This is a genomic window from Aquabacterium soli, assembly GCF_003933735.1.
Classification (GTDB): domain Bacteria; phylum Pseudomonadota; class Gammaproteobacteria; order Burkholderiales; family Burkholderiaceae_C; genus Aquabacterium; species Aquabacterium soli.
Genome location: NZ_RSED01000002.1, coordinates 89,478 through 108,293, shown reverse-complemented (window position 1 = coordinate 108,293; position 18,816 = coordinate 89,478). Strand labels below are relative to the sequence as shown.

Sequence of the window (18,816 nt, the reverse complement as noted above, 5' to 3'; positions counted from 1 at the left end):
GCGCACCAAAAGTGCGAACAGCCTTCGATTTTAACCCGGCGCGGTGACGAATTGAAGTAGTTGCGTCACCAAGTCGGGCTGACGCGCCAGTTCGTCGCAGGATTCACGGCTGGCGGCGGCCCACTGGGCCCACGTCGCAGGGCCCCAGAGCGTGGCCAACGGGGCCAGTTCCGCATCCAGGCCTCCATCCGAGCCTGACCCGGCGGGCAACAGTCCGTTCCATGCGTGCCACAGGGCGCGGGTGGTGTGGGCAAGGTCGGGTGGCCAGTGCGCCATCCAGCGGGCCATGAAGGCGTCCAGCTTGCCCGCGTGCACCCCGTCATCCTGCGGGTAGATCTGCCAGATGTGGGGGCGGCCGGCCCACAGCGCCCGCACCGCTGAATCCTCGCCCCGCACGATGTTGAGGTCACAAGCCCACAGCAGCGTGTCGAAGGCCGGCTGTGCGAGGTAAGGCAGGGCGTGCAGGTGCAATCCCGGAAGGGGGGGCTGGCTGGCCGCGTTCACGGCCGCTGTGGCGGCGCCGGGGGTGAGCAGCACCAGTGTGTCGGCTCCGCCCGTCTGGGTGCTCAGGCGGGCCAATTGCGTGAACAGTGCCTGCACAGGCGCGCCCGGGTAACAGAAAACCGACACCACCCGCTGCCCTGGCTGCCAGGGCACACCGAGGGCCGCCAGGCGCTGGGCGCGTGTGGCGTCATCGGCCTGGGCCAGGTCCCGGGCATTGAGCAGACCAGGCTCGCGCAGCAACCCGCCCGTGCGAGCCGTGAACCCTGGGTAGAAAAAGTGCTTGCGCAGGCCGGCGCCCGGGCCGCTGAACACGGGCGACAACAGGCCGTGGCTGCGCTCTACATAACTCTCGGCGCTCAGGTACTCCAGGTTGATCCAGCGGGGCGGGTTGGAGCGCTGCATGCCGGCCACGAAACCTGCGGGCAGCTCGCAGCCGAAGGCTTCCACCACCACCTCGCCGGGCGAGGGCCAGCCGCCTGCCGGAGGCTGCTCATCGGTGGGCCACTGGACGGCTTCAATGCCAGGATGACCCGGGCCGCCGAGTTCGGGGGCCATCCACGCCAGGGCCGATGGGTCATCCACCCACAGGCGCACCTGGTGCCCGCGCGAGGCCAGATCGCGCGAAAGCCGCCAGCACACGCCCAGGTCGCCATGGTTGTCGATGACCTTGCAGAAGATGTCCCAGCGCATGGCTGGATTATCCTCCCGGCCATGACCCAGGTCCCCCGTCCTCCCGTCGATCCTGCCGACATGCCCGCTGCTGTGCCCTCCGAACCCGATGCCCGCGAGGCCATCTGGGAGCGCCTGCTGACCGAGGTGGCCTCGTTGCCGGGCCTGCCCGGCGTGTACCGCTACTTCGATGCACAGGGCGAGGTGCTCTATGTCGGCAAGGCGCGCGACCTGAAGAAGCGCGTCTCCAGCTACTTCCAGAAGACACACGGCGGCACGCGCATCGGCCACATGGTCTCGCGCATCGCGCGCATGGAGACCACGGTTGTGCGCAGCGAGGCCGAGGCGCTGCTGCTTGAGAACAACCTGATCAAGACGCTCAAGCCGCGCTTCAACATCTTGTTCCGCGACGACAAGAGCTACCCTTATCTCAAGATCGCCTCGCACGAGTTCCCGCGGCTGGCGTACTACCGTGGTGGGGTGGACAAGAAGCACCGCTACTTCGGCCCCTACCCGAACGCCTGGGCCGTCAAGGAAACCATCCAGCTGCTGCAGAAGGTGTTTCTGCTGCGCACCTGCGAGGACGCGGTCTTCAACCACCGCACGCGCCCCTGCCTGCTCTACCAGATCAAGCGCTGCAGCGGCCCCTGTGTCGACTTCATCACGCCAGATGATTACCGCCGCGATGTGGGGCAGGCCGAACGCTTCCTGCTCGGGTCGCAGCAGGAGGTGCTGGACACCATGCAGGCGCAGATGATGGATTACGCCGATCGGCTGGAGTTCGAGAAGGCCGCCGAGATCCGCAACCAGATCGGCGCCTTGTCCAAGGTGCTGCACCAGCAGTCGGTGGACACCGGCCTTGAGAAAGATGTCGACATCCTGGCCGTGCGGGTGGACGGGGGGCGCGCGTGTGTCAACCTGGCCATGGTGCGCGGGGGGCGCCACCTGGGTGACCGGGCTCATTTCCCCGTGCACGTGCAGGACCACGTGCTGGCGCCGGACGAGGCTGCGGCGCTCGACGAAACCCACGCCACCTCGGCCGACTTGGCGCTGGCCACCGAGGTGCGGGTGCTCGAGGCCTTCATGGCCCAGCACTACCTGGACGGCGGCATGCCGGCCATGCTGGTGCTCAGCCATGTGGTGGACCCGGCCCTGGTCGAGGCCTTGTCCGAGCAGGCCGGCCGCCGCGTCACGGTGGTCAGCCAGCCGCGCGAGCAGCGCCGGGCCTGGCTGGACATGGCGCTCAAGGGCGCTGAGCTGGCCCTGAGCCGCCTGCTCAGTGAAGAGGGCTCGCAACAGTCCCGCACGCGCGCCCTGGTCGAGGCGCTGGACCTGGCCATGGACGCCCAGGCCGAGGGTGATGCCCTGGCCACGCTGCGCGTGGAGTGCTTCGACATCAGCCACACGGCGGGGGAGGCCACGCAGGCCTCCTGCGTGGTCTACGAGGCCCACAAAATGCAGCCCTCGCAATACCGGCGCTACAACATCAACGACATCACCGGTGGCGATGACTACGCCGCGATGAAGCAGGTGCTGCTGCGCCGCTACGGCGGCGGCAAGCTCGAACGCATGCCCGACCTGGTGCTGATCGATGGTGGCAAGGGCCAGGTCTCCATGGCGCGCGAGGTGTTCGAATCGCTCGGTCTGGACCTGTCCCTGCTGGTGGGGGTGGAGAAGGGTGAGGGCCGCAAGGTGGGCCTGGAAGAGCTGGTCTTCGCCGATGGGCGCCCCAAGCTGCAGCTCGCGCCGAGTTCGGCCGCGCTGATGCTGGTGGCGCAGATCCGCGACGAGGCGCACCGCTTTGCCATCACCGGCATGCGCGCCAAGCGCGCCAGCGTGCGCACGGGCGGCAGCAAGCTCGAAGACATCCCCGGCGTGGGCCCCAAGCGCCGTGCCAAACTGCTGCAGCGCTTCGGTGGCGTGCGCGGCGTGGCCCAGGCCAGTGTCGATGACCTGGCCACCGTCGATGGCATCTCGCAAGACCTGGCCGAGGAGATCTACCGTGCCCTTCACTGACAAGACGTTTGTGTCCAGCCCCCTGCGCCTCGCCATCCGCTGGGGGCTGCGCAGCGTGGTGGCCGCCGGCCTGGCCCTGAGCACCACCGGCTGCGACACCTTGCGCACCATCGGCCGTCCGGACACCGTGCCCGGCGGCACGCCGACCAGCAGCCCTGGCAATGCGCAAGCCGACCGCGAAGCCACGCGTGACGGCTTGGGGCAGCCCCGTCCACTGGGCCCGCCCACGGCATCGCGCAGCATGGCCGAGGTGCGCCTTCAGGCGGCACGGCGCCTGGTGGCCGCCAACCCGCAGGGCACCTACACCGGCAAGCCGCCTGACATCCTGCTGGCCATCCCGGTGCTGACCGTAGAGCTCAACGCCGATGGGTCGATCCGCCGCATCGAGGTGATGCGCTACCCGCGCCAGGCCCGCGACACGGTGGACACGGCGATTGCCGCCGTGCGCCGCGCCGCGCCGTTCGGTGATGTGTCGCGCCTGCCCAAACCCTGGAAATTCAACGAGACCTTCCTGTTCAACGACCAGCGCAAGTTCAAGCCCATGACGCTGGACCGCTGAGCGCGCACCCACGCTTGCAGGCACAATCCCCGGATGTTCTGGAACCTCCCCACCTTGCTCACCTGGGCGCGGATCGTCGCGATCCCGCTGATCGTCGGCATCTTCTACCTGCCGATGCCATCGGCCGAGATCAACCTGTGGGCTTGTGGCCTGTTCATCGTCGTGGCACTGACCGACTGGCTGGACGGCTGGCTGGCCCGGCGGTTGAACCAGACCTCATCGTTTGGCGCCTTCCTGGATCCGGTGGCCGACAAGTTCCTGGTCTGCGCTTCATTGCTGATCCTGCTGGAGCTGGGACGTGTGAACGCGGTGGTGGCCCTGATCATCATCGGCCGCGAGATCGCCATTTCGGCATTGCGCGAATGGATGGCCCAGATCGGCGCCTCGCGCAGCGTCGCCGTGCACATGCTTGGCAAGCTCAAGACGGCGGCCCAGATGGCCGCGATCATGCTGCTGCTCTACGACGGCGACTTCGGGCCCCTGGGCGTGCATGCCCGCACTCTGGGCACCTGGCTGATCTACATCGCCTGCGGCCTGACGATCTGGTCCATGGCCTATTACCTCAAGCGGTCGATTCCGGACATCATCGCCAAGGCCCGCTAGAAGGTGCGTTTCACGCACGCTGACATGACGGGCGCAGGCCAGAATGTGCGCTGCGTGTCAAGCGAACATCCACGCCCTTGGGGGCCCCCTGGGTGCCCAATGATTGAGCATAGAATGGGTTTCGCAGGCGGGGGCTCCCCGCTGGTCTTGCGCCTGGCGCCTGATCACCGAGCAGCGCAGCGAGGACACACCAGGCTCGATTTTTGGCACCTTCCAGAGGGGATTTTTCGTGAACAAGTCAGAGTTGATTGATCACATTGCCAAGCAGGCTGATATTTCCAAGGCCGCTGCCGGCCGTGCGCTTGAGGCCGTGATCGGCGGTGTGCGCACCACCTTGAAGAAGGGCGGCACCGTGTCGCTGGTCGGCTTCGGCACCTTTGCCGTGACCACCCGTGCGGCGCGCACCGGCCGCAACCCTCGCACCGGCGAGGCGATCAAGATCAAGAAGGCCAAATTGCCGAAGTTCCGACCCGGCAAGGCCCTCAAGGATGCTTTGAACTAAACTACAAGGCTTCCCTTTTGTTGCCGGGTGCTTAGCTCAGTTGGTAGAGCGGCGCCCTTACAAGGCGTAGGTCGGGGGTTCGAGCCCCTCAGCACCCACCAACCGGCAACGCGTGTCATGCGTTTCAAAGGCGAACCTCGGTTCGCCTTTGTGTTGTTTGACGCCATTGTCAGTAACCACGTGTGCGGCCCACGCCGTGCTCCAGGCTTCTACAGGACCTCAAAGGCCCGCGATGTTCGATTTCGTCCGCAAGCACAACAAGCTCTTCCAGATCATCCTGGTGTTGCTGATCCTGCCGTCCTTCATCTTCCTTGGTGTCCAGAGCTCCGATCTTGGCGGTGGCGGCGATGTCGTGGCAAAGGTCGGAAGCCAGAAGATCATGCAAGCCGAACTGGACAATGCCGTGCGTACCATGGCCGAGCGTGTGCGCTCGCAGCAGCCCGATACCGATGCGGCCCTGTTCGACACGCCCGAGTTCAAGCAGCGCGCGCTGGACGCCCTGATCCACGACTACACCCTCAACGCTGCTGCATACGACCAGCGCGTGCGTGCTTCCGATTCGCGCCTGCAGCGCATCTTCGCCACCTCGCCTGATTTCGCACCGTTCCGCAATGCCGATGGCACGATCAACAGCCAACTGCTCGAAGCCCAGGGCATCTCGTCGGCCCAGTTCGCCGAGCGCCTGCGTCAGCAAATCACCGTGAGCCAGGTGATCGGTGGCGTGGAGAACACCGGTACCGTGTCCAAGGTGGCCAATCGCTTGGCCGTCGAAGCGCTGTTCCAGGTGCGTGAAGTGCAGTGGCGCAAGTTCGAGCCCAAGGCCTATGCCGCGCAACTCAACCCCACGCCCGAGCAACTGCGCAAGTTCTTCGACGAGCCCGCCATGTCTGCGGCGTTCCGCGAGCCCGAGCACGCCGACGTGCAGTACGTGGTGCTGGACCTGGATTCCCTGAAGAGCCGCGTGAGCGTCTCTGAAGACGATCTGCGCAAGTCCTACGAGCAGAACATCAAGAACTACACGCAGCCTGAAGAGCGCCGTGCCAGCCACATCCTGGTCAAGGCCGAGAAGAGCGCGCCTGCCGCTGACCGTCAGGCCGCCAAGGCCAAGGCCGAGAAGCTGCTGGCCGAGCTTCGCAAGAATCCCGCCCAGTTCGCCGAACTGGCCCGCAAGAACTCCGAAGACCCGGGCTCGGCAGCCAATGGCGGTGACCTGGAATTCTTCGGCCGCGGCAACATGACCAAGCCTTTCGAAGACGCGGTGTTCTCCCTCAAGAAGGGCCAGATCAGCGACGTGGTCGAATCCGATTTCGGCTACCACATCATCGAGCTCACCGACCTGCGTGGCGGCCAGGCCCAGCCTTTCGAAGCCGTTCGCGCCCAGATCGAAGACGACGCCCGCAAGCAACTGGCGCAGCGCCTGTACGCCGATGCGGCCGACAAGTTCACCAACATCGTCTACGAACAATCCGACAGCCTCAAGCCCGTGGCCGACGAGCTCAAGCTGACGGTGCAGACGGCCTCCAACGTGCTGCGCAACCCGGGCGCCAAGGACCAGGGCGTGCTGGGCAACACCCGCCTGCTGCAGGCCCTTTTTGATCCTGCCAACCGCAGCAAGGCCCGCAACACCGAAGCCATCGAGGCGGGCCCCAGCAAGCTGGTGTCGGCGCGCATCGTCAAGTACTACCCGGATGCCAAGCCGCCGTTCGAGCAGGTCGAGGCCAAGGTGCGTGAGCGCTGGATCACCCGCGAATCCGTGCGCGCGGCCCGCCTGGATGCCGAGCAGAAGCTGGCCGCTTGGAAGCAGGCGCCCGACAAGGCCGATCTGCCTGCCGCGGTGCAGATGTCGCGCCGCCTGGTGTTCTCGCAACCGCCCGCTGTGCTGGATGCCGCCCTGCGCCTGCCCGAGAAGCAACTGCCGGCCTGGCAGGTGGTGGACCTGGGCGACGAGGGCTTTGCCCTGATCAAGGTGAACAAGGTGCTGCCCCTGCAGATCGTGCCGGAAGAAGAGAAGGCCACCCAGACCCAGTTCACCAACTACTGGGCCAAGGCCGAGGCCGAGGCCTACCTGAAGGCCCTGCAGCGCGAGTACAAGACCAAGGTGCTCAAGCCCCAGGTCACCGATGCAGCGAAAGCTGGAGATAAATCGGCATCCGGCGGTTGAGAGGCCAGAAACCGGTCTATAATCTCAGTCTTTCGACGGTGGCTGTAGCTCAGTTGGTAGAGTCCCAGATTGTGATTCTGGTTGTCGTGGGTTCGAGTCCCATCAGCCACCCCATCGAATGATTGCCGAATCCGCAAATGCCTGACTTCCCCGGAAGTCGGGCATTTTTGTTTGGCGCCTCACCTTTCACGCAGCCTGTGCCTGTGCCCGCGGTGAGTGCTCGACCAGGAAGTCGATGAAAAGCCGGACCCGAAGCGGCATGTGCCTGGATGCCGGGTAGAGCACGGAGAAAGGCCGGGAGCGGCCGCCGTGGCGCTGCAGCACTTCAATCAGTGTGCCTTGCGCCAGATCCCGGGCCACCACAAAGCGGTGCACCTGCGCCAGCCCCGCACCCGCACGGGCCAGGCTGATGGTGGCCAGAACGTCTTCGGCCACCGTGTAGCTGCCACTGGTTTCGATCTGCACATCCTGGCCGTCCTGGCAGAACTCCCAGGGCACACGCTGCCCGGTGCGCGGCAGCAGGAACTGGATGCACTCATGCGAGGCCAGGTCGTCCAGCGACTCAGGCCTGCCGGCCCCCTGAAGGTACGAGGGCGACCCGACCACCACCAGGCCGGCGTCCATCAACGGGCGCGCCACCAGGCCGGAATCGGGCTGCACACGGGCGCGGATGGCCAGGTCGAAACCTTCTTCCATGAGATCCGCATTGCGGTTGCTCACCTGCACCTCCAGCCGCACTTTGGGGTAGCGCGCCCGAAAGCTGGGCAGGAGCGGCAGCAGAACGGAGTGTCCGAACGTGGTGGGGGCGCTGATGCGGATCAAGCCGGCTGGCTCGGTCTGCTGGCCCGTCAGTTCGCGTTCCGCCTCGAAGAGTTGTGAGAGTGCCTGCCTGCATTGCGCGTGGTAGGCGCGGCCTGCATCGGTCAGCCGGATCTTGCGGGTGCTGCGCACGAAGAGCCGCACGGCGAGGCGCTCTTCAAGGCGGCTGATGGCACGACTGACGGCCGCAGGCGTGATGCCTGCCCTGGCTGCCGTGGCGGTGAAGCTTTCAAGTTCCGCCGCCGTGCAGAACAGTTCGATGCTGCCCAGCATCACCCCCGAGGTGTCGCGATGCATGTTTACCTTATGTAATGAATGAAATGCATGAGGGCTAGTTTATCGACTTGGAGGTAATGAATAAGCTCGGTTCATTCATCCACTGGAACCGGGCGTCACCATGTCATCCTTGATCAGCATCGTCTCTCACAGCGGCTTCGGCCACACGGAAAAGTTGGCCCAGGCCGTGGCCCAGGGCAGTGGCGGCGCACTGCTGGCCATAGACCAGCACGGAGAGCTGTCGCCTGAGGGCTGGGCGCAGCTTGCGGCATCTCGGGCCATCGTGTTCGGCTCACCCACCTACATGGGCAATGTGAGCTGGCAGTTCAAGAGATTTGCCGACGCCAGCGCCGGCGTGTGGAGCCAGCAGGGTTGGAAGGACAAGCTGGCGGCGGGTTTCACCAACAGTGCCGGCATCAATGGTGACAAGCTGGCAACGCTGCACGCGATGTTCACGCTGTCGCAGCAGCACGGCATGCTGTGGATGGGCACGGGCATGCCGCCGGCAAACGCCAAGACCTCTACGCGTGACGACATCAACTACCTGGCTTCGTTTGCCGGCCTGATGGCTGCCACGCCTTCGGATGCCAGTGTGGACGAGCTGGCCTTGGGCGATCTGCTCACTGCCCGTGCGTTCGGTGAACGTGTGGCGGCCCTGGTGCGCCGCTACAACTGACCAGGGAGCCCAGACATGCCCTACGTCAATATCAAGGTCACGCGCGAAGGCGTGACACGCGAACAAAAGGCTGCACTGATCGCCGGCGTGACCGGACTGCTGGTGCGCATCCTGGACAAAGATCCCGCCACCACGCATGTGGTGATCGACGAGGTCGATCCGGACAATTGGGGCCTTGGCGGGCTGAGCGTGCCGGAGCACAGGGCGAGGCGCGCAGCATGAGCGGCCAAGCGTTCGACGACATCGTGTCGGTGCTCGGCGAGTATTTCGATGGTCTTCACCACAGCGATACGTCACGGCTCCAGCGTGTGTTCCATCCGCAGGCCCACTACTGCTGCGCAACGGATGGGCACTTGGTGATGCTGGACATGGCGCAGTACTTCCCGATGGTCGACCAGCGTCCGTCGCCGGCCAGCCAGGGTCACCAGCGCACTGACCGCATCCTGGGCATCGAGCTGGCCGGGCCGGTGACGGCCTTCGCGAAGGTGGAGTGTTCGATACCGGCAAAGCAGTTCACCGACTTCCTGACGCTGGTGAAGCTGGAGGGGCGGTGGCAGATCGTGGCCAAGGTGTTTCACTACCTGTGAGTACTAGATTACACAATTTGACTTTCAATGCAGTTATATGTAATTTTCGGCTGTGTTCCCTTAACGACGCAGCTTGCCCCATGTCTTCCATCAAATCCTGTTTCAGCACGCACGAGGTCCAGAACCAGCCCTCGCCACTGCCCAGCCTGAACAGCTGGCTCAGTGACCAGCCCCTTCGTGAATCCGTTGGCCTGAACGGCGGTGCCTGGGCTGGCGAGCAGCTGGCCCGCCACGGCGCCCTGGTTGGCGGTGAAATGATGGAACAGGGTGATCTGGCCAACCGCCATCGTCCGGTGCTGCGCACCTTCGACCGCCACGGGCGCCGCATCGACGATGTCGAGTTCCACCCCGCCTATCACGATCTGATGGGCCAGGCGATGCGCAGCGAAGTGCACAGCTTTTCCTGGCGGCATGAAGACCAGCCGGGTGCCCATGTCGTGCGGGCGGCGCTGATGTACCTCAACAGCCAGCCCGATGCGGGCACCGGTTGCCCCTTGACGATGACGCACGCGGCCATCCCCACGCTGCGCCATTCACCGACGCTGGCCGAACAGTGGATCCCTCGCCTGACCGCGAACGAGTACGACCCGCGGACCTTGCCCGCCGACCAGAAAACCGCCTGCACCATGGGCATGGGCATGACGGAGAAGCAGGGCGGCTCCGACGTGCGCAGCAACACCTCCAGGGCCATGCGCCAGGCCGACGGCAGCCACGAGATCGTCGGGCACAAGTTCTTCTTCTCTGCCCCGATGTGCGATGCCCATCTGGTGTTGGCCCAGGCCGATGGGGGACTGAGCTGCTTCCTGATGCCTCGCGTGCTGCCCGATGGCTCCTTGAACGCGGTCCGGATCCAGCGCCTGAAGGACAAGCTGGGCGATTGGAGCAATGCCTCGTCCGAGGTCGAGTTCCAGGGCGCCACGGCCCACCTGGTCGGGGCGGAAGGGCGGGGCGTTCCCACCATCATCGAGATGGTCAAGCTGACCCGGCTGGACTGCATGCTGGGCTCGTCCGCACAGATGAGGCAGGCCCTGGTGCAGGCCCTTCACCACACCAGCCAGCGCAAGGCTTTTGGCCGCCTCCTGCTGGACCAGCCGCTGATGCGCAACGTGCTCGCCGATCTGGCGCTCGAGAGCGAAGCGGCGGTCGCCTTGTCGATGCGGGTGGCCCGGGCGGTGGACGCCGCCCCTCGCGATGCGCACGAGGCTGCTCTTGCACGCATCGCCACGGCGGTGGGCAAGTACTGGATCTGCAAGCGCGCACCTGCCTTCGTCAACGAAGCGCAGGAGTGCCTGGGCGGCATCGGCTATGTGGAAGAGAACATCCTGCCGCGCCTGTACCGCCAGGCGCCGCTGAACTCCATCTGGGAGGGTAGCGGCAATGTGCAGTGCCTGGACGTGCTGCGGGCCCTGCAGAAGGACCCGGAGGTGCGAGAAGCGCTCTTCGCCGAGTTGCAGGGCGCCCGTGGTGCCAATCAAGCCTACGACCGCCATTTGCAATGGCTGAAGGATTCGTTCGACGACCTGGGCACGCTGGAGTTGAGAAGCCGCCTGGTGGTCGAACGTGCTGCACTGGCGCTTCAGGCCGCCACGCTGCTCAAGGCAGGTCAGGGAGAGATCGCCGATGCCTTCTGCCAGGCCCGCCTGGGCGGCGAGCAGGGCCTGGCTTACGGCACCCTGGCACCCCGTGCGCCGCTGAAATCGCTGATTGACCGGGCCATGCCAGGGGTGTGAGGCGCCCGCGGGGCCGCTCTTCAGAGATAATGAGAATGATTCCCAGTGTGAGTTGCCCTTTTGGGGGCGGCTCCTGGGCCGTTATCCCTCAGAAGTGAACCGTGACATGAGCTCCACCGCGGCTGCCTACCGCTGGCAACTGGTTTCCCGCATCTCAGCCGCCATGCTGGGCGGCTATGCCTTCACGTGGGGGCTGATGGCCCTGGGCATGGCCTCGCTGTTCGCCACAAGCATGGAATTTCACGATGCAGAGCACCTGAGCGCCATTGTGGGCTTCCTGGTGTTCCTTGGGCTCTTCCTGTGGGCCTTCGCCGCGCGCAGTCTGTGGCGTGTCTGGCTGGTGTTGGCCGGCGGCGGTGCCTTGATGGCCGGTGCCGCCTCGCTGGTTCAGCAGTCCTTGCTCTGAGATTGCAGGAGAGACCGACCATGTTCTCGAACTTCCGCCTCAGCATGGCCTGGCTGCACACCTGGTTCGGCCTGGTGCTGGGCTTCGTGTTGATGATCGCCTTCTTCTTCGGTGCACTCTCGGTGTTCGACCGAGAGATCGACCGCTGGGCCGTGCCTGCCTCGCGCTTCGAACCGCAGCCCATGCCTTCGTTCGACAAGATCCTCAAGCCGGTCTTCGAGAGCATGCAGCCCACGCGCGAGAGCATCGATGCCATGCGGCCGCAGGTCAATGGCCCCTTGCCCGAGCGCTTCGAGACGATCTCGACATGGGGCGCCTACACCACCCACCGTGATCCGGTGCTGGGCGTGTTCGCCGGCTACGAGGTGCCCAACGCCAAGGAGCCAGAGACCAACATCTGGGCCAACCGCACGATCGATCCGCGCACCGGCGCCTCGCTGCCTGATGACCATCTCAAGATCGGCAGCCAGTTCTTCTACCCGATGCACTACAGCCTGACCTTCCACTGGAAGGACCTGGGCTACTGGATCGTCGGCTTCTCGGCCCTCATCATGCTGGCGGCGCTGGTCAGCGGCGTGGTCATGCACCGCAAGATCTTCCGCGAGCTGTTCACGTTCCGCCCCAAGAAGGCCACGCAGCGCAGCGTGCTTGATCTGCACAACCTCACCGGCGTGGTGGCACTGCCCTTCCATTTCTTCTTCGCCTTCACAGGGCTGGTGATCTTCACGGGCATCTATTTCCCGATCACCCATACCCAGCTCGAGCCGCTGCATGAACTGCATGAGAAGCACGAGGCCGCAGAGACCGGTCTGCCCCATGACCGGGCGGGCGTGCCGGGCACCATCGCATCAGTGGACGCCATGGTGGCCGAGGCACAGCGTCGCTGGGCTGCCAAGGGCATGGCGGGCGATGTCGGCTTCCTGGCCGTGCGCCATGTCAACGATGCCAACGGCTACGTCAGCATCTACCGTGCCGGCACCGACCGCATCGCGCTCACGGGTGAGGGCATCCACTTCAAGGCCAGCACGGGCGAGGTGCTGCGCGAAGACCCGCCACAGACCGCCGTGGACAGCATCAACACCTTCCTGACCGGGCTGCACCTTCAGCATTTCCGGCATTGGCTGCTGCGATGGCTGTACGTGGTGGGGGGATTGTTGGGCTGCGCCTGCATTGCCACGGGCTTCGTCTTCTTCGTTGAAAAGCGCAAGAAGCAGCACGCCAGGCAAGGCAGCCAGGGCAGCCGCGTGGTGGATGCTCTGGCGGTCACCACCGTCACGGGCATGCTGCTCGCCACGCTCGGCATACTGATCGCCAACCGCCTGCTGCCCGATGCCCTGCCGGCAGGCTGGCCAGGCAAGGGCGACATGGAACGCTACATTTTCTGGGGCACCTGGACGCTGGCGTTGGCCCATGCGTTCGTGCGCAGCGCACCGGTGGCGCAAGGCCTGGCGAACCCCGCATGGCGCGAGCAGTGCTGGGTCGTGGCTGCCATGGCCGTGCTGGCCGTGGTGCTGAACTGGGTGACCACGGGCGATCACCTGATCAAGACGCTGGGCGCGGGTTACTGGCCGGTGGCGGGGGTGGACCTGTTCATGCTGGCGAGTGCCCTGGTGGCCGTGCTGACCGCGCGCCGGCTGAAGTCTGGCGACGGTGTTGCCGTGGCGGCCCACCGGGTGGAGGCGGCCCATGTCTGACGATTTGATGGCCACATGGCTGCTGTTGGGCGCCTTCGTGGCTGCCTTGGTGGGCATGGGCTGGTTTGCGCTGAGCCTTGATTCGCACTGGGAGCAGGTGCGCGGCCGTGCTCAGCAACCGGTGTCTGTGATCCGGCGCCTGCGTGTGCTGGGAAGCCTGGGGCTGGCCGTGTCGTTCGGGCTGTGCCTGAAGGTGGACCACGCGTCCATGGCCACCTTGGTGTGGGTGATGATGCTGGCCGCCGCTGCGGTGACCGTGGCCTTCACACTGACCTGGCGCCCGCACTGGCTGCGCAGATTGCCGGCCTGACGCCAGTCACGGCCGACGGCTATGCCGGTGGCTGGAGCAGCAAGGCTTTGGCAGCTTCAATGCGCAGGGCCAGTTCAACCGTGGGATCGTTCATCACCCGCAAGAGAAACTGATGCGCGTCTTGAGGCGGCGCCTGCGGCACGAGCGGGTCGGGGCTCGTGTGGGATCCTGCCGAGGCAGCATGGGCAGGCGCGGAAGCGCCCAGCAAAGCCACCAGCTCATCATGTTCGATGCTGCGCAGGCGGAGCAGCAGATCGGCCTGGCCCTCCGGGTTGGGAGGGATGTCCAGCCACGGGCTGTCGTTGAAGACGGGGGCCAGGTCTCGCGCGACGAATGCGGACCACTGGCCTGCCATGCGGGCAGGTGCCGGCACGGGCGCGGCATGTCGCCAGGTTGGCGGTGTGCCGCCTTGGGCCAAGGGCATCAAGGACACCCGCTCTGCAGGAACCTCTGCCCAATAGCGATGGCACAGAAGCGTCAGAAAGCCATGGGCCTGGTCGGCGGTGATGGCCTGCGACACCGAGAACCACAGCTGATAGCCGTCCACCCCATTGACGGCAATGGCTGGCGCCGGCAGGTTCAGGTCATCCTGCACGCCTTGCCACAGATGGGCCATGGCCGGCCAGTCCGCCGGGCGTGCGAGTTGCAGCACCAGGGCGCGTACCTGCCCTTGTGGGCCCACCAAATCGGGGCCCTGTGTGTGATCGCCTTGCGGGGACGGGAGGGCGTAAAGGCGCCGCCATTGGGCTTGCAGTCTGCTCATGAGCGCAAGCATAGCCTTGGGCGTGCTGCACAAGGCAGAACGCCGATGCGTGGGCATCGGCGTTTCGGGGGGGCGCTGTGGCAGCAGGCCCGCTTCAGGCCTGTGGACTCGGCAGGTACTCAGTAATACGAGGCGCTCATCAGCTGTTCGCCGCCGCTTTTCTGCCGCGTGCTGGATTGATCAAGAGCTTCTGCGGCCTTCTGGGCCGCAAGCCATTCCTGAAGGGCCTGCAGGATGATGGCGTTGCGGTTGGCGCCCCGCTTCAGCGCGGCTTCGCTGAGTTGCCGGCTGGTCTGGTCATCGATGTAAACGGTGTACTGCATGCCTGTCCTTCCAATGACGCTATCGTAGAAGGACGCCCCTGCGAATGCTTTAAGCCGTTCTGAATCGTTATTAAAAAAGTGAAAAAGACGATTTCGTTTTGCGAAAACTGGTACCCGGCAGGCAATCGAGTGACTCAGCCCAATCGCACGATGCGCGCCACCGAAGGCACCCCTGCGCTGTCGAACACGAACAGCATGTAGTAGCCCGGGGGGGCCACCTCGGCGGCAGGCGGCGCGGTGACCGTGAGCACCTTGCCACTGGCGCTGAAGTTCAACGGCAGGAAGCGCTGGTCGAAATCCACCGTGTGGGTGGCCGAGCCGGTCTTGACCAGGGTGACGCGGCTGATGCCCGTGGTGCTCACATCCACCTTGAAGCCTTGCTTCCAGGTCAGGGCCGTGGGGGCATTGGTGATCGATGGACGGGGGGCGAGGGTGCCCGTCCAGTCCTTCTTGTACAGGTAGGGCGGGGTGTAGATCTCGGCGTTGAGGTTGGTTGCCGGGCCGGGGGCGCCGCCGCCGGCCGTGAGCACGGTCGCATCGGGCAGCAGCAGCGACACCGAGTGGTACAGGCGCATCTTTTTCGCAGTGGTCGTGGCCGCCCATTTGCCGGTGGCCGGATCCCAGATCTTGCCGGAGTAGGCCACACCGAAGGCGATGTTGGACCAGATCGAGCCGCCACTGACGAAGACCTTGCCATCGGCCAGCACGGTGGCCGAGCCGTGGTAACGGTCCTGGCCAACGCCGGTGGCGGCGGTCGAGGTGGGCTGGCTGCCGTTGAGGTCGATCACCAGCGCGCGGTTGGATTTCCGCAAGGACAGGATCTTGCCGGGCGCGTACATCACGCTGGGCAGGTAGTAGTCACCGGCGGGCAGGGTGAGGGGTGTCTTGGCGATGGCGCCGTTGCCGGCTGGGTCCATGTAGTAGGTGCCGCCCCAGATCGTCGTCACGAAGACGCGGCCATTGGGGGCCTGCCACGCCAGGGGGTAGCTCCAGTTGCGGCTGCCATAGGCATCGTCGCTGGCGGCCCCTTCCAGGCTGCGCCAGCCCTGGCCTTCGGTATAGAGCTCGGGCGTGGGCACGGACAGCTCCGTCAGCGAGGCGCGCCCGCCCAGCACCAGCACCTGCCCGCTGGCCAGCGTGACCACGGTCGGGTACCAGCGCACGTCGCGCATGGGCTGTGGCGCCTGGTACAGGGCCGAGCTGCGGTAGTCGAACAGGTTGACGTCGTTGACCGAGTAGTTGCGCACGCCATTGACGGTCTTGTCGCCACCAGCCAGCAACACCGCGCCGCTGGCCGGCACGATGATCTGCGCGCTGCAGAAGGTGTCGGTTCCCGTGGTGTTGGGCAGCACCAGGTGCGACGGCGTGCCGGTGCCCAGCTTCGGATCCCACACGTCGTAGATGAACTGGCCGGTCTGCACGCCCTTGGCATCGGTGCCGTAGCTCATCACGCGACCATCAGGCAGCAGCACCACGTGGATCGGGATGAGCGGCCAGTTGACCACCGGGCCCATGGAGCCCTTGGTGAACGAATCCCAGGGCGCGGCCTGGGCGGTGTGCGTGGCCAGGCCGGTGAGCAGGCTGGCGCTCAGGCTCAGGAGTGACGCGGCCGACGCAAGTCGGCGGCTGGCAGGCAGACGCTTCGTCATTCAAACCCCTTGTTTGTTTTTGTTTCTGATGTGTCTATGCGCACGAAGGGTAAGAGGGGTGATACTTTGGGGTCAACCCTTGATCGCGGGGGCTTCACGAACTGCCCCGGCGCTGCGTTTGTTTCGGTTCAGGCATGACCTGAACCCCTCAGCCTTTTGGAGACCCCTGTGAAACTCACGAGCCAGAGCTTTACCGACGGTGCCGCCATTCCTGGCGAGTTCGCCTTTGCCGTGATGGACCCGAAGTCGCACGTGACCCTGTCGGCCAACCGCAACCCGCATCTGGCATGGACGGAGGTGCCGCAGGGTACCCAGTCCTTCGCCGTGATCTGCCATGACCCCGATGTGCCCAGCCAGGGCGATGACGTGAACCAGGAAGGGCGTGAAGTACCGCCCAGCCTGCCCCGGGTGGATTTTTTCCACTGGGTGTTGATCGATCTGCCGGCCGACACGCAGGAGATCGCCGCGGGCAGCCATTCGCACACCGTCAGCCCGAAGGGCAAGGCCGGCCCGCAGGCGCCGGGCGGCAAACCCTGGCGCCATGGCATCAACGACTACACCAACTGGTTCGCGGGCGACCACGACATGGAAGGTGACTACTACGGCTACGACGGCCCGTGCCCGCCCTGGAACGACAGCATCGTGCACCGTTACGTGTTCACGGTGTTCGCGCTGGACGTGGAGCGGCTGGACGTGGGCGGCGTGCTGACGGGCGCGGCGGTGCGCGCTGCACTCGAAGGCCATGTGCTGGCCAGCGACCAGATCACCGGCACGTACACGCTCAACCCGCGCCTGAAGGAGCAAGCTTGATGGCTGCCGGGATCGAGGCAGGCATCCAGCGCCTGCACGTAGGCAAGCGCCTGAGCGAGGCGGCCATCGCGGGCGGCACGGTGTACCTGGCCGGCCAGGTGCCCGAGCACCAGCCTGATGCCGACATCGAAGGCCAGACCGCCGAAGTGCTGAGGCACATCGACCACCTGCTGGCCGAGGCCGGCAGCAGCAAGCAGCACCTGCTGAGCGTGCAGATCTACCTCAAGGACATCACCGACATCGGGCGCATGAACGCCGTGTGGGATGCCTGGGTGGTGCCGGGTCACACACCGCCCCGCGCGACCGTGCAGGCGGCGCTGGCCGACCCGCGCTGGCGCATCGAGGTGGTGGTGGTCGCGCGCCAGCAGGCCTGATCAGCGGTTGGGCTGGGGCGTCAGACGCAGGTAGGGCGTGACGGCGGTGTAGCCCTTCGGGAACTTCTGCTTGATCACGTCCGGATCCTGCAGCGAGGGCACGATCACCACGTCGTCGCCGTCCTTCCAGTTGCCCGGCGTGGCCACGCTGTGGTACTCGGTGAGCTGCAGCGAGTCGATCACGCGCAGGATCTCGTCGAAGTTGCGGCCAGTGCTGGCAGGGTAGGTGATGACCAGGCGGATCTTCTTGGCCGGGTCGATCACGAACAATGAGCGCACGGTGGCCGTGGCGCTGGCGTTCGGGTGGATCAGGTCGTAGAGCTCGGAGACCTTGCGGTCGGCATCGGCAATGATCGGGAAGTTGACCGTGGTGCCCTGGGTGTTGTTGATGTCCGGGATCCAGCGGCTGTGCGATTCGACCGTGTCCACCGACAGGGCGATGACCTTGACGTTGCGCTTGGCGAACTCGTCTTTCAGCTTGGCCGTGAGGCCCAGCTCGGTGGTGCACACGGGTGTGAAATCGGCGGGGTGCGAGAAGAGCACGCCCCAGCTGTCACCCAGCCACTCATGGAAGTGGATGCGGCCTTCGGAAGAGTCCTGTTCAAAATCGGGGGCGGGGTCGCCCAGGCGCAGGCTTGGCATGTGATGTGTCCTTTCTTGGTTCAGATGGCCGTCATTCAAATGGCGTAATTGAGTTCGAGCGGGTGGGCGCGCTCCAGGCGGCGCTGGCGCTGCTGGTCGCGCACCAGTTGATCGACCTTGTAGCGGGCCCAGGGCCAGGGGCCATGGCCCGACTCGGCATTGATGTGGCCGGCCTGGCCGAGGTTGTGGAAGCGCGAGCCCCAGTGGGTGGCCCAGAGCTGGGCGCGCGTCAGCGGCATCCACGGGTCGTTCTCGCTGCCTACCAGCGTGCTCGGGATGCCCAGGCCATGGCGGGGCAGGCGCTCGTCGACGCCGAACTTGATCGGGTCGGCCGGGGCCACCAGCAGGGCCGAGTGGATGCGGGCCTGGCCTTGCGCCTGCCGCGGCCGGGTGGCCAGGTGGTGGGCCAGGGCCAGCGTGCCGAAGCTGTGGGCCACGGCGATCCAGGTGGTCTGCTCGGAGGCGCTGTCCACCACCTCGGTGATGCGGGCGGCCCAGGTGTCCAGATCGGGACGGTCCCAGTGGCGCTGCTTCACACGCACGGCGCCCCTGTACTGCGTCTGCAGCCAGGTCTGCCAATGCGTGGGGCCGCTGTCGTTGAGCCCGGGAATGATCAGGATGCGCACGGGCGCGCCTTCGTAGCGGCGTTCCTGGGTGCGAATCAGCGAAAGAGGGTGCAGGCCTTGGTCCATGGCTTCACGATAGGCACCCACCCAAGCGGCGTGAAGCGATCCTTTTGCATG

The 18,816-nt window shown here is 65.6% G+C and carries 21 protein-coding genes and 2 tRNA genes; 16 read left to right on the top strand and 7 right to left on the bottom strand.

Going from position 1 to position 18,816, the window contains the following annotated elements; translation table 11 throughout:
- Window positions 1-30: 30 nt before the first annotated feature.
- Window positions 31-1,194 carry an elongation factor P maturation arginine rhamnosyltransferase EarP gene (gene earP / locus EIP75_RS02715; RefSeq protein WP_125241702.1) on the bottom strand — a complete coding sequence of 388 codons (1,164 nt, stop codon included), beginning with the start codon at window positions 1,192-1,194 and terminating at the stop codon, window positions 31-33.
- Between the two features lie 21 nt (window positions 1,195-1,215).
- Here earP and uvrC point away from each other — a divergent pair, with 21 nt between their 5' ends.
- From uvrC to EIP75_RS02680, 7 genes are all read left to right on the top strand, one after another.
- Window positions 1,216-3,189, top strand: a complete 1,974-nt coding sequence (gene uvrC / locus EIP75_RS02710; RefSeq protein WP_125241701.1) for an excinuclease ABC subunit UvrC — start codon at window positions 1,216-1,218, stop codon at window positions 3,187-3,189.
- Window positions 3,176-3,748: a hypothetical protein gene (locus EIP75_RS24405; RefSeq protein WP_233584647.1), complete on the top strand. Its 573-nt coding sequence runs from the start codon at window positions 3,176-3,178 to the stop codon at window positions 3,746-3,748. Before uvrC ends, EIP75_RS24405 begins: the two co-directional genes overlap by 14 nt.
- Window positions 3,749-3,781: 33 nt before the next feature.
- Window positions 3,782-4,351, top strand: a complete 570-nt coding sequence (pgsA, locus tag EIP75_RS02700) for a CDP-diacylglycerol--glycerol-3-phosphate 3-phosphatidyltransferase (RefSeq protein ID WP_125241700.1) — start codon at window positions 3,782-3,784, stop codon at window positions 4,349-4,351.
- Between the two features lie 199 nt (window positions 4,352-4,550).
- The gene (locus tag EIP75_RS02695; RefSeq protein ID WP_476561135.1) at window positions 4,551-4,853 is read left to right on the top strand and encodes an HU family DNA-binding protein; all 303 of its coding nucleotides are present in this window, start codon (window positions 4,551-4,553) and stop codon (window positions 4,851-4,853) included.
- A 25-nt stretch (window positions 4,854-4,878) separates the two neighbouring features.
- Window positions 4,879-4,954 (top strand) — tRNA-Val (locus EIP75_RS02690).
- Between the two features lie 131 nt (window positions 4,955-5,085).
- Window positions 5,086-7,014 carry a SurA N-terminal domain-containing protein gene (locus tag EIP75_RS02685; protein WP_125241698.1) on the top strand — a complete coding sequence of 643 codons (1,929 nt, stop codon included), beginning with the start codon at window positions 5,086-5,088 and terminating at the stop codon, window positions 7,012-7,014.
- 38 nt (window positions 7,015-7,052) lie between these two features.
- Window positions 7,053-7,128, top strand: a tRNA-His gene (locus EIP75_RS02680).
- A gap of 72 nt (window positions 7,129-7,200) precedes the next feature.
- Here EIP75_RS02680 and EIP75_RS02675 read toward each other — a convergent pair.
- Complete coding sequence (locus EIP75_RS02675; protein ID WP_125241697.1) at window positions 7,201-8,130, bottom strand: LysR family transcriptional regulator; 930 nt, start codon at window positions 8,128-8,130, stop codon at window positions 7,201-7,203.
- A gap of 100 nt (window positions 8,131-8,230) precedes the next feature.
- On the opposite strand from EIP75_RS02675, the gene EIP75_RS02670 reads away from it, so the two are divergent.
- The 7 genes from EIP75_RS02670 to EIP75_RS02640 all read left to right on the top strand — a co-directional run bounded on the left by EIP75_RS02670 (window position 8,231) and on the right by EIP75_RS02640 (window position 13,512).
- Window positions 8,231-8,785, top strand: a complete 555-nt coding sequence (locus tag EIP75_RS02670) for a flavodoxin family protein (RefSeq protein WP_125241696.1) — start codon at window positions 8,231-8,233, stop codon at window positions 8,783-8,785.
- A 15-nt stretch (window positions 8,786-8,800) separates the two neighbouring features.
- Complete coding sequence (locus EIP75_RS02665) at window positions 8,801-9,007, top strand: tautomerase family protein (protein ID WP_125241695.1); 207 nt, start codon at window positions 8,801-8,803, stop codon at window positions 9,005-9,007.
- Entirely contained in the window at window positions 9,004-9,372 is a 369-nt protein-coding gene (locus EIP75_RS02660) for a nuclear transport factor 2 family protein (protein WP_125241694.1), read from the top strand. The genes EIP75_RS02665 and EIP75_RS02660 overlap by 4 nt, the downstream gene beginning before the upstream one ends.
- 80 nt (window positions 9,373-9,452) lie before the next feature.
- Window positions 9,453-11,102, top strand: coding sequence for an isovaleryl-CoA dehydrogenase (locus tag EIP75_RS02655; RefSeq protein WP_125241693.1), 1,650 nt, complete (start codon window positions 9,453-9,455; stop codon window positions 11,100-11,102).
- A 106-nt stretch (window positions 11,103-11,208) separates the two neighbouring features.
- Window positions 11,209-11,508: an iron uptake protein gene (locus tag EIP75_RS02650; RefSeq protein ID WP_125241692.1), complete on the top strand. Its 300-nt coding sequence runs from the start codon at window positions 11,209-11,211 to the stop codon at window positions 11,506-11,508.
- 20 nt (window positions 11,509-11,528) lie between these two features.
- The gene (locus EIP75_RS02645) at window positions 11,529-13,202 is read left to right on the top strand and encodes a PepSY-associated TM helix domain-containing protein (protein ID WP_125241691.1); all 1,674 of its coding nucleotides are present in this window, start codon (window positions 11,529-11,531) and stop codon (window positions 13,200-13,202) included.
- Window positions 13,195-13,512: a DUF3325 domain-containing protein gene (locus EIP75_RS02640; RefSeq protein WP_125241690.1), complete on the top strand. Its 318-nt coding sequence runs from the start codon at window positions 13,195-13,197 to the stop codon at window positions 13,510-13,512. Before EIP75_RS02645 ends, EIP75_RS02640 begins: the two co-directional genes overlap by 8 nt.
- Window positions 13,513-13,531: 19 nt before the next feature.
- Here EIP75_RS02640 and EIP75_RS02635 read toward each other — a convergent pair whose 3' ends face one another.
- From EIP75_RS02635 to EIP75_RS02625, 3 genes are all read right to left on the bottom strand, one after another.
- Window positions 13,532-14,275 (bottom strand): hypothetical protein, encoded by a 744-nt coding sequence (locus EIP75_RS02635; protein WP_125241689.1) that lies wholly within the window; start codon window positions 14,273-14,275, stop codon window positions 13,532-13,534.
- Between the two features lie 119 nt (window positions 14,276-14,394).
- Complete coding sequence (locus tag EIP75_RS02630) at window positions 14,395-14,598, bottom strand: ribbon-helix-helix domain-containing protein (protein WP_125241688.1); 204 nt, start codon at window positions 14,596-14,598, stop codon at window positions 14,395-14,397.
- Between the two features lie 134 nt (window positions 14,599-14,732).
- Window positions 14,733-16,247, bottom strand: a complete 1,515-nt coding sequence (locus EIP75_RS02625) for a galactose oxidase early set domain-containing protein (protein ID WP_125241687.1) — start codon at window positions 16,245-16,247, stop codon at window positions 14,733-14,735.
- A 168-nt stretch (window positions 16,248-16,415) separates the two neighbouring features.
- Here EIP75_RS02625 and EIP75_RS02620 point away from each other — a divergent pair, with 168 nt between their 5' ends.
- Together EIP75_RS02620 and EIP75_RS02615 are read left to right on the top strand one after the other, a co-directional pair.
- Complete coding sequence (locus tag EIP75_RS02620; protein WP_125241686.1) at window positions 16,416-17,057, top strand: YbhB/YbcL family Raf kinase inhibitor-like protein; 642 nt, start codon at window positions 16,416-16,418, stop codon at window positions 17,055-17,057.
- Window positions 17,057-17,431, top strand: a complete 375-nt coding sequence (locus EIP75_RS02615) for a RidA family protein (protein ID WP_125241685.1) — start codon at window positions 17,057-17,059, stop codon at window positions 17,429-17,431. Before EIP75_RS02620 ends, EIP75_RS02615 begins: the two co-directional genes overlap by 1 nt.
- Here the strand turns inward: EIP75_RS02615 and EIP75_RS02610 are convergent, their stop codons facing one another.
- Together EIP75_RS02610 and EIP75_RS02605 are read right to left on the bottom strand one after the other, a co-directional pair.
- Entirely contained in the window at window positions 17,432-18,073 is a 642-nt protein-coding gene (locus EIP75_RS02610) for a peroxiredoxin (RefSeq protein WP_125241684.1), read from the bottom strand.
- 35 nt (window positions 18,074-18,108) lie between these two features.
- Entirely contained in the window at window positions 18,109-18,765 is a 657-nt protein-coding gene (locus EIP75_RS02605) for an RBBP9/YdeN family alpha/beta hydrolase (RefSeq protein ID WP_125241683.1), read from the bottom strand.
- Window positions 18,766-18,816 lie beyond the last annotated feature (51 nt).